Origin of the sequence: Bradyrhizobium sp. NBAIM18 (genome assembly GCF_020193825.1) — a bacterium.
Lineage (GTDB): Bacteria > Pseudomonadota > Alphaproteobacteria > Rhizobiales > Xanthobacteraceae > Bradyrhizobium > Bradyrhizobium yuanmingense.
This window is the reverse complement of record NZ_JADYVO010000013.1, coordinates 1-15,570: the sequence shown is the minus strand read 5'-3', so window position 1 is coordinate 15,570 and position 15,570 is coordinate 1. Positions and strand designations below refer to the sequence as shown.

Sequence of the window (15,570 nt, the reverse complement as noted above, 5' to 3'; positions counted from 1 at the left end):
CGACTTATGAGGACCACGACTACCTCCGACAGGCCGTCACCGCGTTTCCAGTTTGCTTGCAAACCCAATTCAACACTGTGGAGGATTGCAGTGGCACAATGGTCGTCGAAGTATCAATCGCGCCTTCACGCTTGCATCCGTTGTCCTTGTTCGTGCGGCTGACTACAAGGCCGAACAATTCGTGCCTTTCGTTGTCGTAGCCGAAGATGCGGCCCAAGAAAGCAGGTCCACCGGAATCCCCGCCACACGGCGTCGTAGATCGACGCAATCCACCTGGAGAAACGCCGACAATGTCAATGCTAGTTGCGTCGCGTGAAGATTCTCTCCAATCTGCGATACCCCAGCCCACCCTCAGTAACCCTTCCTTGTCCTCACCAATGACAGTGGAGGCCCCGTAGCCCGCAAATGTGACCAATGCTCTCGGACGATCGTGGACTTTTGTGATGTCGGCGCCGCGCTGGACCCTGACACCCTCTTGCGGAGGAATAATCGCGAGATCGCCCTCCGTCATTGCAGCTGCTCGGTTAAGATCGACATCAACCGGTTTCAAACGGCATTTTTTCGCTGGGTGCTCCCAGTTTTCAGGATCGGCCGAGTTTCGACGAAGACAGTCCACCTGATTGGCCGGGATCTGAAAGACCCCGCCGCTGCGAAGTTCATCTCCAATGCAATGCTTAGCCGTGAGCACCCAGCCACCCCGAAGCAAAACCCCCGAGCACAAACTGTCGCCCTTGGGTCGACCCGTGTCCATTATCACGACGTCTGCGAACCCTTCCCGGCAGTATGGCACGCTTGAACGACCTTCGTTTTCCTTCACTGACGCCAAGTAAAGCTTCAGAAACGCATCATCTGACGGAATGCTAACGGCTCCATCAGGAAACTTGCACATATCAGTCTCACTCGGCTGCGGCAGAGCCGGAAGAGTTATCCCTGCTTGAACTGCCGTTCGATCTCCATCGTCCTGCTTCGCATCAGAATTGGTCGGGACGATGCTTGCGGCAATGACGACTGCCTCGCCACTGTTGTTGGCCGGCGTTGGTACGGTTGCCGTGCCGCCCACGTCGCGGCCGGGCGCTTCCTGTCTGGTCCAAGCACCGCCCTGAAGATATTCGCGGACCTTCGGGGTTATGGCGTCTTGCGGGATAATCAACGTGCTGGAAGGATCGTCCTGGCGCCCATCGACGCTCGGGCGGCCGGCCACTGATGGTGGTGGGCGGTCTGGCGGCATGCTGATCGAAGACCCAGGCTTGGTGGAGGAATCAGGATCACCACCGGCTGCACTAGGCGCGCTGCTAGGCAATCCGCTGCTAGCTGACCCTCCGCCAGACGACCCGCGACCGGGTGCCCCTCCGCCAAGCGATCCGCCACCGGATGTCCCCCCACCGGATGACCCGCCGCCAAATGACCCGCCGCCGGACGACCCGCCACCAGTCCCGAATTGCGCCAAAATAGCTACTGAGGACAACGGCTTCGCAATCGAGTACGAGATTGCGCCCTGAAGACTCCAATCAATGTCCACCACATCAACGTCCGTTCGTGACCCGCCCACCGGCCGTAGAGTTCCGAAGACGGTGTCGAACTCTCCGCGCTCCAATTCCACTAAAAGCTTGCTTTCATCGCCACGGGATCGTGAGTCGAGTCGAGCGGCGGCTGTCGCCCAGATCTCAACGGCTGCCGCAGCAAAACGCGGATCATCGGTCCGCGGCGATATATGAACCATCCCACTCCTGGAAAGCTTATTGCCGATTGCGCCCCATCTGCCCATAAAGTTTTGCCAAACAACAAGAAGAGCTTTTTCAGCGGACAGATTTTCCGCGGCCGAATACGCCTGCTTTATGTCACATCCGGCATCTTTGATCGTCACGATGATCTTTTCACCGGCAACGCCTGCCCGCTGGTTGATCTGCCTAACAGCATTTTCAACGGCGCTCTTGAGCACCTTGGATTCCAATCCACCAGATTGGTCATTGCAGAATCCGCTGTATGATCCGATCACCCCGATGACGGCTTCGGCCAACGCAGGAGATGAAAACGACATCGCTATCAAAATGGCCAAGGAAGCTGATTGAGTTCGCATTGCCCACTCCCACTTCCAATTGATTTTGACATTAACTGTACGACGACAACCCATACGCGCAATGGCGTAATAAAACGCAGAGTGTGATCCAGTTCATATGTTCACCCTCAATGAGCCTCCACCATTGAACCGCTTCACTAGAGGGAGTTTCTGGGCTCGGGTCGTCCGATCCTCATCGAAGGTGGCCATCACTCTCCAGCGCGGATTAGATACTTATCGCGGCGCGTTTCGCGATCGCGGCTGTTGTGTGGATCGTGACTAAGCAGCCTTGGACCGGCCCAACCCGGATCGCGCAGACGGGGATAGATCGCAGTTGGGGGAGGTATATTTTGATAGTTATCAATATGCCCGGAGGCGGTGTTCGCGACATCGAGGCGGCAGAACTGCTTTGGTTGCGCAAGGCGTTTGACGGCGAATGGAAGGGCGCGACGATGCTGCAGCTCGCTGCCGACCGCCTCTATTCGAACGAATCGATCGGTGATTTGTGCGACAAGTTCGGAAATGCCGGAGAACCCCTGGTCGAACTTTCGGCGCCGGTGGGCCGGATGAAGCTGTTCGTGAGCGCACACCGCGTCCGACAGGTGATCGAGGGCAACCCAGTCATCTATGATGAGAAGGCGAAGTCGATTCTGCTATTCGCGAGCAAAATGCGTCTGGCGGTGCGCGAGACGCCCGAAGACGTGCGCAGCAGATTGACCAAAGCTGGGGCGCCGGTCGCTTGAGTCCGCCGTCGCGCTATCGAAAATGAAGCGCATCGTATGGAGGCTGTCCGAGCGATTGGCCTGCGCGAGCGGGCTTGAGCGTATCACGCGGCAATCGTCCACATCGGCGGAATAGGCCTCCATACTGAAGGACGCGCACTTCGCCGAAAACGTGCGACACGGCGCCGCTTGCTTCGGGACGTCTCTTCTACTATTGATTGCGAGTCATTTAAATCCAACCCTACTTACCCATGGGAGTTTCCCGATGGGATATTTAGGTCTTTTGATCACTCATTTGAGACTGACTGAGGTAGTCGATCGTTCTTCGGGCACGAAAGCCCTGATTCCACCATCGGCCCATTCATCGCGCCATCATGCCGGCTCCTTACGGTACGCCGTACGCATCGGTCTTCTAGGATTCGAACTTGGGGGGGCATCATGACAAGGATCACCAGGCTGATCTTGATTGCGCTTGCTCTTGGCAGCGCGGTCACAAGCGAGGCCAATGCGTTGAAGCTTGCGTCGTGGAACATGGAGCACCTTGCCGACAGCGATGGTGAGGGTTGTCGCCCACGTCAAGCGGCCGACTATCTGGCGCTCAGACGGCATGCCGATCGCTTGGCCGCGGATGTTATCGCCATACAGGAAGTAGAAAACGAACAGGCTCTGGCGCGAGTGTTCGATCCCGAAATCTGGTCTTTCGAGGTTGCGCGAAATCCAGATCAGGAGGCGCCGCGCCCCTGCGCCGGAACGGCCGACAAGACGATCATCACGCAACGTGCAGGTTTCGTCATTAAGAAGCATGTCAAGTATTCGCGCAACCCCGACTTGACGGCTCTCGACGTGGGCGACGCCAACCGACATCGGTACGGGGTCGATATCACTCTGGAGGCCGGCGCCCCGCTGCGCCTCCTGTCGGTACATCTGAAGTCCGGCTGCCCTGCCGGTGCGCCTGGAGCCGGCGACGATTGCCAAGCGCTATTCGAGCAGCAGAAGATCCTAAAGAAATGGATTCAGGCGCGCGCAAAGGACGCGATGCCATTCGCGCTGCTCGGTGATTTCAATCGGCGACTGCAGGCCGAGGAGCAGTTCTGGAGCGGGATAGATGCGCCGGGCGATCCGTTCATGGACCTCTCGCTCACCGTAAAGCGCGACACGGCGGCCCGTTGCCAACCGTCATTCAATCAGTTCATTGACTACATCATTCTGAATCCCGGCAGCCTGCCGCTTCTAAAACCTGACAGCTTTCAAGAGCTCGTCTATGAGGCCGGCTCTCCGCCGGCATCCGACCACTGTCCGATCGCCGTCGAACTCAACGTGCAAGACGTCGGCGATCTGGCCCCTCAAAAAGGCCAGATGAGCACCGGTCTCAAGTGGTATCGGCGATCGGCCGAGTTTCCTCTCATTGCGCGGTTCATCTACGACCAAGCCAAGCGGCGCGTTGACGCCATTCGAGCGAGGGGGGACGATGCATCCGACTGGGTGGTCTCGCTCGACGCTGACGAGACGATTTTCGACAACTCGCTGGGACAGTTCGAGAATGAGTATCTCGGACTCGGTTATGTGCCGGAGCGTTGGGCTTCGTGGGAAGCGCGCGGGGCGGCTAGAGAAGTGCCGGGAGCGATCGAATTTATCAACCACGTATTATCAAGCGGCGGAAAGATCGCAGTGATCACCAATCGCGACGCCGACCTCGAGGAGGCCGCCCGGGGCAATCTCGTACGACTTGGCATGAGAGACGATCGTAGACGGGTGTGCATCCTCGGTCGACGCGCGATCGACACGCAGGCCGGTAATCCCGACGAATGGCAACGATTCGGCTACAGGAACGACAAGGATCGCAGGCGCCGGTTGATTGGCGAAGGTCATGCCGTGGGGTGTTGGTCCAAGGATGCGGACGGTTCGGCGCGTGCTTCCTGGAGCAGACCTCATCGATTCGTCCTCTGGATCGGAGACAACGTGCTCGATCTCCCGAAAATGACGCAGGTCGGTGCGCGCGCGAATGGGACGCCCGACTTCGTCTTCGGCCAGGACTACTTCCTAATTCCCAACCCACTCTACGGTTCGTGGCAAGGCAACGCTCCATAATCGCGCGGGGAGTTCAATCGTATGACCAAGGTGATCGTGCGCAGCTATCTGTCGCCTACCCTCGTGTTGCTTGCGATGGATTGGCCGGATGGGGCCGACCGGAAGGATTTTCTGGGCTTCGCCATCCGGCGCACGCCGCCATTTCGGTCCGGCGACGCGCCCGTCACGATCGACGGCAAGAAATGGAATTGGCTTCCTAATCGCCTTGGTTTCGAAGGTCCGGCGCCTGAGGGACACGACCTGCCGACCGATCGGGCGCCCATCCAGAAGTTCATGTGGTGGGACGCCAGAATCGATGAGGATCAACCCGGATCCAAGTTTACCTATGTGATCGCCCCGGTGGTTGGCAAGCCGAATCAGTTCGGTCTGGTCGACGCGGACAGCGCGAGCATCGATGTGCAGTTGCCGTTGCACGTCGTCGATGGAATTGGCACCTACTTCAACAGGGCGGTCGTCAGTTCGCAGGCCTTCGCCAAGAGAGTCGATCAACTGCGCAAGGCGAGCGGCGGGAAACTGACCGACGAGGACATTGTGGCGCTTCGCACCTGGCTCTCCAACGGTCTTGGCGAGGCCGTCGGCGCCTTCCTGTCTGAAGCCAATGCGATCGAAGGTGCCGTGTACCATTTCAGCGACGACATCTGGGTGACGCCAGCGGTGGATGGCCGCGTGCAGAAGACCACGCTGGTCATCGATTGGAAGTCGGTGAAAGACGAAGAGACCGGCGAGAAGGTTTTCCCCAATCAGCCCATAAAGGATTGGTTGAAACCCAATAAGAAGGTCAAGTTGTACGACCGGACGCGCGGCAAGATCATGCACAACAAGATCCTCATCGCGCACGATGCCGACGGTCCGGCCACCCTGCTGTGCGGATCGGCCAACTTCACGACCGGCGGACTTACGAGCCAGGCTAACGTGGTCCATACCTTCGCGTCCCGAGCGCTCTCCACTCATTATCAAGAACGAGTGGACCGCTTGAAGGATAATCCAACCATGAGCAGTATCGGCGCCGGTGCCGACTGGACTCCCATGGAGACTGTGGGATCGGCGGGTATTCGAGCTTTCTTCTCGCCAGAGAAGGACCCCGCGCGCGTTTCGATGGACGCGATCGTGCGAGCCATCCACTCGTCGCGTTCGTCCGTGCTGTTCTGCCTCTTCACGCCGACGGATGACCTCTTGCGGGACGCCTGCTTCGCCGCGGGCGACAACGGCAAGATGATGTTTGGGCTGGTCAACAATATTTCCGAACCCAAAGACGACGCGGACGACAGCCGGGCGGACGTGCGAGCCAATGTCGAACTCTATCATCGCTCCCGTGACCAGAAGGACGTCTTCGACAAGTCGTGGTACGGCGAACCTCCGGAAGGCTTCTGGGTCGAGAAGGAGTTGTTCCCCGGCGAAAGATACCCGGGCTACCCGCCCGTTCTGATCCATCACAAATTCATCGTCATCGACGGAGAGACGTCTGCGCCGGTCGTCTTCAGCGGCTCGGCGAATATGTCGGGTTCCTCTCTCTACAACAACGACGAGAACATTCTTGAGATTCGAGGCAGCCAATCGATAGCGAGAACGTATATGGCCGAATTCTTACGGCTGTACGAGCATTACAGGGCGCGAGCTATCTGGGAGCGGATGCACGCGGAAGGCCGCATCAGCACGTACAAGCTTCAACCGGATGCTCAATGGGCAAAGGACGATTACATTCCGGGGACCGCGAAATACCGTAGCCGCCGCGCAATGACGCGCGAGCCGTAGGCGAAAACGGCATTGCGCGAACCTCCCTTGCTGTCTCGCCGCCCCTGAGTCGCTGCGGTAAGGAGATGGGTGGGGTATTATCCACAACTAAAGATTAGACGGGCCCCGTGCATTACGGCTTGCGCTCTCGCCTTGGTTGCGATTGAGTCCCAGCTTGAGTTGGGGGAGACGCGCGGCAGATGAAAGGTTGGCTAGCTGCCCTGTTTGTAATCGTTGCGATGATCATCGGAGCGCAGTTTATATCAATATTTGTCGTCCAGCCGATCGGAGCGCTTCCCGAAGGCCGAACCGTCATTTTACTTCGCAAACCTTGGACGGGCCAAAGGGGGCTCGCCTTTATCGATAGCCCGGATGCATTCTGCGAGCGGAATAGTGGAGGCGTCACACTCCTCTGCCGAGGCGTCACGGCAGGCGCTATAGCGAAGAATGCGACCATTCTCGCTCGGCTTCCCTATTCTGCAACTCTCTATGGAATCAGCACGGGCGGCAAAAAGTATGATCGATGAACGTCTGCAACCCACCGCGCGGAGCTTTCGACGCGTCCTTCATCCGCTCTAGGCATCCCAAAATGAAGATCGCAATCTTATCCGCCGCCGACGTTGCTGGTTGGTACACAGCAACGTTGATGGAGCGCGGGCACGAGGTGACCATTGGTCCGTTGGGTCACGTGCCCACGGCAGTGACGAGCATGATTGAGGACGGTATTGAAGGCGTCCTCATCTTGACTGACAACGATGATAATTTCGACGAGATTGCTGCGCGCTTCACTAGGGCAACAGGTCGCCCGGTATGGCGCAATCTGAACGAGATTCCCAGGAAGGGCGCCTGACCTATGAGGCTCTCCCTCCAAATCGCGCTCTTGGCCGTCGCGGTGGCGCTGAGCCAGCCTTGTAGAGCTGCTCCGGACTTCCAGAGCGGAAATTTCATGCTCCCCCATTGCCAACATTACGTCACCGACAACTACCGATATGAGGTGTGGGATGGTGATTGCGGAGGTACGGTCGATACTCTTCTGTTCCTGCGAGAATCGCTGCCGGACGGCTTCAAGGTCTGCCACCCGAAGGGCGTAACAAGCGCCCAGGCTGTGAGGGTTGTGGTCAATTACTTGCAATCCCATCCACAAGACCTGCATCAACCGTTCCGTATCCTGGCGATGACCGCGCTCAGCCAAGCATGGCCCTGCAAACAGCAGTGAACGAGGTGAAGCATGCCGCACCGTTATTCTTGGACCGCTACGCGGTTACTAAAATCCCAGCAATGAAGCGCCCGATTGATAGTCTGCGCGACTCCGCGATGTCCATGGAGATAGGACCGTCCGGAGGGCGCATCACGGAAATGGTTAAAATTGGCGAGCGTCTTCATACCGTGAAGACGGACTCAATTTACCGGATCATGTTGGCTGACGAAATTGATCCTGGTCGTACTAATATCAACGTGCCGAACTCACAACAGAAGGTGTTGGACTATGGCTCAGATTCGCCCTTCGTGGCAAAAACGCTGCTGACTGCCAAGCAGCTATTTAAGAAGGGCTTCTTAGGTTCCGACTTCGAGTCTGCCCAGGCAATCGAATTAAGCTTTGAATGCCTGAAGAATTTGGCTGCGATGTCCGACACCGCATCGGCGTTCAGCAGGCAGGACGAAGAGGAAGAGAGGCAACTTGCGCAGCTATAAATCAAGGACCGTTCTCTGGCGCTCCCCTCGGCGCCTCACCTAGAGTCGCGATGTAAAGAGTTCATTCAGCGCGCCGATCACGCGCTCCAAGCGCTATTTGCGATTGCAACCATGTTCTATGGAAGCAAGTTTAAGGGATGGTTTGAAGGCCTCGCGGAAGAAGTCTCCCGAAAACACAAGGGCGACGTCCACTACATCGGGCTGATGTCAGACGTGGCAACCTTCTGTAAATCAATCAGGACCACTCGCAATTGTGTCGAGCACAGAAAACCGAACGAGCGAATAGAGGTTTGTGATTTCTCTCTAACATCAGATAACGCGGTCGTTCCTCCGACAATAGCCGTGTACCATCCTAAGTTTACCCAACCAAGAATCCCGATTTCCGCATATACAACTCAGGTCACCGAGCATATTGCCGATACGTTCGAAACCCTAATTGCATTCATGTGCTCTAGAAATATTGATGCGTCGGCCAAGATACCTGTCCAAGTGGTGGAGCTGCCGGAAAGCCAACGCAGCAACAAACTTGTAAAATACTCATATGGAATGGTCGGTGGGAGTCAGATTATCCCCCTGTCGTAGCGTGCTTACCGACTAGACAGTCGTCGAGCAAACACATCCAATCAACGTGTGAGCAACCTTGTCAGTTCACCTTTTTAATATTTCCCCGGATGTTGCGCTGGCGGACGCTGAGGCGCTGGCGTCGATCAACCATGAAATCGTAGGGCTTGCGGCACAACGCCGATCGAAGATTGAAGTGGCTGGCCACTTGGCTCGGTCGAAGATCGCGTGGAAAATCGAGACATTTGCCGAAGCTGTGCTCTATAGGATCGTTGCACTTGCCGAGGGGACGGCGCTTTCCTGGAATGAGGCGGTGCCGCTGCCGGCCTTTCTCTGCACACGAGCGCTCGTCGAGACCGTGGCTTTGCTCGTCGACTTTCAAATGCGCGTTTCAACGTTGCTCGACGCCAGCGATCTCAAAGGTCTGGACGAACTGACGATGAACAGGATCTTTTCAAGCCGCGACGAGGAATGGCTGAAGCAGTCCCCTGAGTTCAAAACTGTGAATGTGCTCACACACATCGAAAAGCTGGACAAGCTTTTGCCAGGCGCTTTGAACCACTACAATAGGCTATCCGAGCGATGCCATCCAAATTCCCTCGGTCATCATCAGATGTTTACGACGACCGATTACAGCAACGGTACCGTGACATATGACAACCGGAAAGCTATGCGCGATGTGCCGGCCATTATCGCGGGCTTGACGCTTTTGGCCGTCGCTGATCATTCTCTTAGAGAACTGAGCACTCTCTTTGAGCCGGTGTCAGAGCTTCATCACCGTATGAGCCCTTCACCACGCGTATGAGACGTGCGATCGATCCGCATTGAAGAAGAAAATGGAGGAGCCTATGAGCGAATTATACAACGGAATGCTCGAAAATACCCCATCGGACCCACGCATGGCAGAACACTATGCCGAGTTGCTAGCACTATTGAAGGAACAGCGTGAGATCAGCGAAAAAGGCATTCGCCAACCACCAGAGGATTTCTGGAAGTGGGACCAGCGGGTGCAGTCGTTACTCAGCGGGCGCGAACTCGCGTTCCTTCTGGAGCCTCACATCACGAATGCCGATCCGAAAGATCCAGACATCGCGCGTGTAAATCGCTTGAATCACTTGATCAAGATTCTTGTTTATCGGCAAGGCATCCAAACCACGAACGGTTTCAACGGCTAAGCCTCCTCAAGCCGCGACCCGCCTCGCCCGCCACACGGACCAATCAAGCGGTGCCGGCTCAATCCTCTTGCCGGGTTGATCTTCAGGCCATACGTGGACCACGCGTTGCACCACGCCGCTCGCAGTGATGGTTGTCAATACAGCATGGCCGCCGACAACGTGGCGTCCATCGAAGCTTTTGCGGCGCTGAATCTGTCGATCGGCGCGGCTTTTGACCCCCAACCGGCGCCCAATATTGACCCCGTCTGGCATGCAGTAAGCGCCTGGATCCATTTCGAATTGGGGCGTTGAGCCGGGTCAATGTTGGAAGCCGAAAGGGGTCAATATTCGGAGCCGCGACACACCCCGCAAGGTATCGAGCGGCGAGAAGGAAATGCTCATGCCGATTGATCCGCACGCACATGAGCGCGCGCGGCTCATGGCCCGCGAGGAGCCGCCACTCGGTGTCAACGAGACACCGAACAGGCGAGGAACTTGCGCACCGGAGCGGGGATTGCTGGGGCATGCCAGGTTGTCTGCTTTATGTCTTTGAAAATGTTAATACTTCCAGACCAACAATGTCAACGATCGATGACATTCGGGGATGTCGGCTGAGGGCGACATTTGCGATTGTCAGCGAACGACGACATATGCTATTGTAAGCGAGCGCTGACATTGGGGATTGCCATGCTTATCCGTACACCTGCCGACCTCGGCGCCGTCCTTCGCGACAGACGCAAACGCCTCAAGCTAGACCAGGCGACACTGGCCAAGCGGATCGGCGTCAGCCGTCAATGGGTGATTGAGGTCGAGCATGGTCATCCCCGCGCAGAGCTGGCTCTTGTCCTCCGTGCTCTCGACGTTCTCGGCATCCCGGTGGACGCCAACAGTGGAGGGCCCACCAGCCGCGGGTCTACCTCCGCAGTTGATATCAACGCCATCGTCACCAAAGCCAAGAAAGGCAAGACATAATGGCCGAGCTCATTGCACTCTTGGATGGCACCGAAGTCGGTCGCGTCCGCAGTGAGGCGCGCGGCCGGCTAACCTTCGTCTATGACAATGCATGGCGCAACGCGGAGGGGGCCTATCCCCTGTCGCTTTCGATGCCGCTTGCCGCCGAGGAGCACGGTCCAGCCACTATTCAGTCCTTCTTGTGGGGGCTGCTGCCTGACAACGAGCAGGTGCTCGAGCGCTGGGCCAAGAAATTTCAGGTATCGGCGCGCAACGTGTTTGCCCTCATCTCTAACGTCGGTGAGGATTGCGCCGGGGCCATCCAGTTCGTCACGCCTGATCGATTGGGGGCTCTGAAAACAGGCAAAGATGACAAGATCGAATGGCTGGATAAGTCGGAAATAGCAAATCGGCTTCGAGTATTGCGCGAGGATCACGCTGCCTGGCGTCTGCCCAGCGACACGGGTCAATTCAGTCTTGCAGGCGCCCAGCCGAAAACTGCGCTTGTCTTCAAAGACAACAAATGGGGCATTCCGTCCGGGCGCATACCAACCACCCACATTTTGAAACCACCGACGGGCCATTTCGATGGTCACGCCGAGAATGAGCATATCTGCCTGCAGCTCGCACGCGAACTCGGGCTGCCAGCCGCTGAAACCAAGGTGATGCGCTTCGAACAGGAAATAGCGATCGTGGTTGAACGCTACGATCGGCAGGTCAGCGGGAACGCCATTATCCGCGTTCATCAGGAAGATATCTGTCAGGCCAAGGGCATCCCGCCGACCAAGAAATACCAGAACGAGGGCGGACCAACGCCTGCCGATGTGGTCGAGCTCTTGCGGACCTACTCGACGGACCGCGAGGCTGACCTTGAGACGTTCGTCAGCGCTTTGATCTTCAACTGGCTCATTGGGGGCTCTGATGCTCACGCCAAGAACTATTCATTGCTTCTGGCCAGCGGCGCTCTCGTGCGTCTCGCTCCCCTTTACGACATCGCCAGCATTCTTCCTTACGACGACGTCGATCAGCGCAAGATCAAACTCGCCATGAAAGTCGGGGGTGAATACAAGCTCGATCAAATTGGCTTGCGTCAGTGGCAAAAATTTGCACGCGAGACGCGTGTTGATGCGGACGTACTCATCGCTACGCTGAACTCCATGGCCGGGCAGATCCCTGACCTGGTGGCGGACATTCGCACGCGAGCGCAAAAGGAGGGATTGGAGAACGCTGTCATCGAGCGATTGGCAACGGCTTTGAGTACGCGAGCCAAGGATTGCGAACACGTTCTGAAGGGGATCTAGGATACGGATCATCCATCAATTGGAGGGAGCCGAACGCAAAGCTGCCGGTCTAGAATCATGATCTCGCGTTGAGTATTGCCGACGGGGGCTGGTGCGCTTGGGTAATTCGCTAGGGGGGACGCGTGTGGTATGTTTCAGCAGAGTTTTCCCATCTGACGCGGGGTCGCAGGTCCAGCTACCAGCGCCGACACTTCTGAAGAGAGCGAGCTTACGCGGACACACGAAATCGCTGTCCTGCTTTGTTGCCCGCCGGCAAGGTCGCCTTGGTGCGCTCTAACCGACCTGCCCATCACTCGTCCGAAGCTCGAAGAAATCTTCGAGCTGTATAAGGGGGCTTCGTTCCCACGCACTGGAGGCAGAGTATACGGTCCCGATTTGCCGCATCTTTGCAAGCTACTCAAAGCTCATCGCCGCCAACCGAGAGCTTGGCTGCAAGCTCGTGAGCAGCCGGGTTCGCCGGCCGTGCAGTCCGCTCGGCAGTCCGGCTCGGCGCGGGAGCTTCCCCCGACGCCTGGCTACCCCGAGCGCGGGAGCTTGGGCTACTTGGCCAGCAGATGCAAGAACCAGCATCGCCATCAACTGCCGGGCTCCTGTCACGCACCTGCGGCGCTTGAGCCTTTTGTTGATCTGAATACGCCCGCGCCGTCTGAAATGCGCGACGATGCTCATTTTGGCCGGCGCATCCTGCCAGAGCTCGCTCAGACACCTACGCTGCTCTTGAGTCTTTGGTTGACCTGAATGCGCTAACGCGGTCGGAGTTGCGCGACGATGCTGACTTGCGCCAGCGCACTCTGCCAGAGTCGCTAAGACATCTACGCTGAATCATTTGTTGATCCCGCCCTCGGCGTCCTCCGGCTGCTGCGATCTTTACGTCGCTCAGCAGGCGATCGCTCGTCACCGCGCTTACCTTCAAAACCGGCCGACCGCTCATGGGCAAAAAGCTTCAATCTGCCGTGCCGTTCAAGTGCCGGGAGCAAGAACGGCTCGCGACGAGCCGCTTACTGCAGAGCCGGTCAGAGGCGTCCCATACCACAATCAGTGCAGCGCGAATGGAAACCCCATAGGTCCGGCTCGGGCGCCGCGGCACGGCGGATCCCGATGCCCCGTCCACTGACAGTGGGCGGATCGCGTGCTTACGATGTCATCCCGTGACGGCGCAAAGCTCGTCCAGGAGTCGTCCCTTCTCACGCCGACCGCCCGCCCGATGACGCACGGCCAGGGCTGATGTGATCTCGCGCTTTTCGCGCATGCTGATCGTCCCTGCCGTAGCCGCCACCGAACTGATTCGGCAGCTCCGCCCCAGGCACGACTGGGAAGTTGTCCGGTAACATTTTTACGAGGCAATGCGCCCCTCGGCGACACGAGGATTACCGTCTCCTTGGATAGCAGATGAGAGAGCGAATGAACGAGGAACGAATCGCGGAAGGCTCGTCGTGGAGTTGCGAGACCGATCTGGATCAACTGCGGCTTGGCACCCATGCGTGCACCTGCGGCGCGGTATGCCGTTTTGCAACCAGAGCAATGACGAGTCGTCGGCTCACATGCCGCCGGAAGGGTTCATCGGCGGCGAGGACGGCGGGTCCTTAAACCCATGAAGCCCCGCGACGATTGAGAGCCGCGGGGCAGTTTCGTTTTGCAGATGTGGCGATGCATTGCTTCACGAGCGACGGCCTCGTCAGCTTCTGGAAAGCCTATCCATAATAAGGTCAGCTCAATTGATTTCTTGGACGTGAGGCTAGCGTGGACCCGTACAATTTCGATCCATCCAATCCAACAGCTTGGTCCCACGTGCAGCACGCCGTCTTGGAAGAGGACCAGGGGGGCCATGCCGGGCAAGAGGGCTTTGAGCAGCACTTGGCCGAGGCGCGCCCGCCCGATCCGGGTCCTGTCTCCAGTGGCGCCCGCAGCAGCCGCAACCACCATCCCCATCTCTCTGCAGACCATCGGGACATTATCGACAAGGCGATTGCCCAGTATGCGGCTCAGAAAAACCCACAACGGACGACGGTTAAGCGCTATACTCAGGCGCTTCGCCGACTTGGAAATGATCTTGGCGCTCATCGCAAAACGATTGATCTGGGGGACCACGAGTCCCTGGTCCGTTACGTCAAGACTTACTTCCCGAACGACGAAGACATGAAGAAAGGGTTGGGTGTCCTTCGTGCGTATCATGATCCGAGCTATGTAACTTCTGGCGGGCGGCCGCGCACGATCCCTTCAGCGGAAGACGCGCCCCTCTCAGAGCGGCTTAATGCCAGTGGCATGACGTCGGGCAGTGCTGCTCGTCATGATCGTAGTCTTCGCAGATTTTCTAACGCGCTTAATCTTGCGGGCTACTCGATATCCGGCTTAGACCACGCTGCGCGCATTGAATTCGCTCAGAAGTTGTTCCCGAACGACGAGCTTCTATTGTTCGCATTAGGCAAGGTTCGCGATGCCGAGAACGTTTCCGGCCCGCGTGCATCTCGGAAGCCCCGCGGTCATGCTGTCCCGTCGCCCATATTGCATCTTTATCCCGATGACGCCCGCATCATTGATGGCCTGGAAAAGGCAGAGCTGAGCATGCTCAAACCCGAGGAGAAGAGCCGGAAAAAAGTTGTTCAAAATCTGGCCCGCAACCAACGAAGATTGGGTGCTTGGCTCCAAAGGGAGGGGCGGGGGAGCATAGTGAGCCGACTCACCGGCACCAGTGAGCAGCAAAAGTCGTTGAACGACGATCACACCGACTTTAAAAAATCCAGTCGAAATGCGGACATGGGCTTCGATCGGCTTAGGAACTACCTATTGCTCGTCGAGGCGAACGCTGCGCTGGGCGTCTGCCCTGAACAGGCGGGTGGGGAGCCGCGGCGTGGCGAGTCGAACTCAACGTGGTCGCCGCACCTGCCGTACGATTTTGAGTGGCCGACGCCGGAAGCGGTAACAGATGGGTCATCCGCGATCTACCGAGGCCTCGACTCCTTCGTTGATCTGCCGTACACACCGCAGGAGGTGCGGGACGATGCTCAGTCGGCGCCGGTGAGTGGGGCTGCCGCCAAACCGCCGCTCTTCACCGGACCGCCGGACGCGCCAGCTGAGTCGTCAGACATCTACCGCGGTCTCAACTCTTTCGTTGATCTGCCGTACACGCCGCAGCAGATGCGGGACGATGCTCAGTCGGCGCCGGTGAGTGGGGCTGCCGCCAAACCGTCGCTCTTCACCGGACCGCCGGACGCGCCAGCTCAGTCGTCAGACATCTACCGCGGTCTCAACTCTTTCGTTGATCTGCCGTACACGCCGCAGCAGATGCGGGACGATGCTCAGTCGGCGCCGGTGAG

General features: G+C 57.8%; 13 protein-coding genes and 1 pseudogene. 13 read left to right on the top strand and 1 reads right to left on the bottom strand.

Annotation, left to right across the window (positions count from 1 at the left end):
• Positions 1-19 precede the first annotated feature (19 nt).
• A complete protein-coding gene (locus I6F17_RS25095; protein ID WP_225124613.1) occupies positions 20-2,077 on the bottom strand; it encodes a trypsin-like serine protease in 2,058 nt (685 codons plus the stop codon).
• 329 nt (positions 2,078-2,406) lie between these two features.
• On the opposite strand from I6F17_RS25095, the gene I6F17_RS25090 reads away from it, so the two are divergent.
• From I6F17_RS25090 to I6F17_RS25030, 13 genes and pseudogenes are all read left to right on the top strand, one after another.
• Positions 2,407-2,799, top strand: coding sequence for a hypothetical protein (locus tag I6F17_RS25090; protein ID WP_225124612.1), 393 nt, complete (start codon positions 2,407-2,409; stop codon positions 2,797-2,799).
• A gap of 417 nt (positions 2,800-3,216) precedes the next feature.
• Positions 3,217-4,866 carry an HAD family acid phosphatase gene (locus I6F17_RS25085; protein ID WP_225124611.1) on the top strand — a complete coding sequence of 550 codons (1,650 nt, stop codon included), beginning with the start codon at positions 3,217-3,219 and terminating at the stop codon, positions 4,864-4,866.
• Between the two features lie 21 nt (positions 4,867-4,887).
• Positions 4,888-6,618 (top strand): phospholipase D-like domain-containing protein, encoded by a 1,731-nt coding sequence (locus tag I6F17_RS25080; RefSeq protein ID WP_225124610.1) that lies wholly within the window; start codon positions 4,888-4,890, stop codon positions 6,616-6,618.
• Positions 6,619-7,186: 568 nt separating this feature from the next.
• Positions 7,187-7,447, top strand: a complete 261-nt coding sequence (locus tag I6F17_RS25075) for a hypothetical protein (RefSeq protein ID WP_225124609.1) — start codon at positions 7,187-7,189, stop codon at positions 7,445-7,447.
• Between the two features lie 3 nt (positions 7,448-7,450).
• Positions 7,451-7,813: a Rap1a/Tai family immunity protein gene (locus I6F17_RS25070; protein ID WP_036016184.1), complete on the top strand. Its 363-nt coding sequence runs from the start codon at positions 7,451-7,453 to the stop codon at positions 7,811-7,813.
• Positions 7,792-8,289: a hypothetical protein gene (locus I6F17_RS25065; RefSeq protein WP_225124608.1), complete on the top strand. Its 498-nt coding sequence runs from the start codon at positions 7,792-7,794 to the stop codon at positions 8,287-8,289. Before I6F17_RS25070 ends, I6F17_RS25065 begins: the two co-directional genes overlap by 22 nt.
• A gap of 111 nt (positions 8,290-8,400) precedes the next feature.
• Entirely contained in the window at positions 8,401-8,871 is a 471-nt protein-coding gene (locus tag I6F17_RS25060) for a hypothetical protein (RefSeq protein ID WP_225124607.1), read from the top strand.
• Positions 8,872-8,929: 58 nt separating this feature from the next.
• Positions 8,930-9,655, top strand: coding sequence for a hypothetical protein (locus I6F17_RS25055; protein WP_225124606.1), 726 nt, complete (start codon positions 8,930-8,932; stop codon positions 9,653-9,655).
• A gap of 43 nt (positions 9,656-9,698) precedes the next feature.
• Entirely contained in the window at positions 9,699-10,025 is a 327-nt protein-coding gene (locus I6F17_RS25050; protein WP_225124605.1) for a hypothetical protein, read from the top strand.
• Between the two features lie 144 nt (positions 10,026-10,169).
• On the top strand, positions 10,170-10,316 hold the full coding sequence (locus I6F17_RS25045) for a hypothetical protein (RefSeq protein WP_225124604.1): 147 nt from the start codon (positions 10,170-10,172) through the stop codon (positions 10,314-10,316).
• Between the two features lie 375 nt (positions 10,317-10,691).
• On the top strand, positions 10,692-10,976 hold the full coding sequence (locus tag I6F17_RS25040; RefSeq protein ID WP_036016208.1) for a helix-turn-helix domain-containing protein: 285 nt from the start codon (positions 10,692-10,694) through the stop codon (positions 10,974-10,976).
• On the top strand, positions 10,976-12,256 hold the full coding sequence (locus I6F17_RS25035) for a type II toxin-antitoxin system HipA family toxin (protein ID WP_225124603.1): 1,281 nt from the start codon (positions 10,976-10,978) through the stop codon (positions 12,254-12,256). The genes I6F17_RS25040 and I6F17_RS25035 overlap by 1 nt, the downstream gene beginning before the upstream one ends.
• Before the next feature lie 1,740 nt (positions 12,257-13,996).
• Positions 13,997-15,570: pseudogene (locus I6F17_RS25030) on the top strand (hypothetical protein); the annotation flags it as partial.

Coding starts and splice junctions, on each gene's coding strand:
- I6F17_RS25040 (WP_036016208.1), top strand. CDS start 10,692: ATGCTTATCCGTACACCTGCCGACCTCGGCGCCGTCCTTCGCGACAGA.
- I6F17_RS25080 (WP_225124610.1), top strand. CDS start 4,888: ATGACCAAGGTGATCGTGCGCAGCTATCTGTCGCCTACCCTCGTGTTG.
- I6F17_RS25060 (WP_225124607.1), top strand. CDS start 8,401: ATGTTCTATGGAAGCAAGTTTAAGGGATGGTTTGAAGGCCTCGCGGAA.
- I6F17_RS25085 (WP_225124611.1), top strand. CDS start 3,217: ATGACAAGGATCACCAGGCTGATCTTGATTGCGCTTGCTCTTGGCAGC.
- I6F17_RS25050 (WP_225124605.1), top strand. CDS start 9,699: ATGAGCGAATTATACAACGGAATGCTCGAAAATACCCCATCGGACCCA.
- I6F17_RS25045 (WP_225124604.1), top strand. CDS start 10,170: ATGGCCGCCGACAACGTGGCGTCCATCGAAGCTTTTGCGGCGCTGAAT.
- I6F17_RS25065 (WP_225124608.1), top strand. CDS start 7,792: ATGGCCCTGCAAACAGCAGTGAACGAGGTGAAGCATGCCGCACCGTTA.
- I6F17_RS25035 (WP_225124603.1), top strand. CDS start 10,976: ATGGCCGAGCTCATTGCACTCTTGGATGGCACCGAAGTCGGTCGCGTC.
- I6F17_RS25075 (WP_225124609.1), top strand. CDS start 7,187: ATGAAGATCGCAATCTTATCCGCCGCCGACGTTGCTGGTTGGTACACA.
- I6F17_RS25070 (WP_036016184.1), top strand. CDS start 7,451: ATGAGGCTCTCCCTCCAAATCGCGCTCTTGGCCGTCGCGGTGGCGCTG.
- I6F17_RS25095 (WP_225124613.1), bottom strand. CDS start 2,077: ATGCGAACTCAATCAGCTTCCTTGGCCATTTTGATAGCGATGTCGTTT.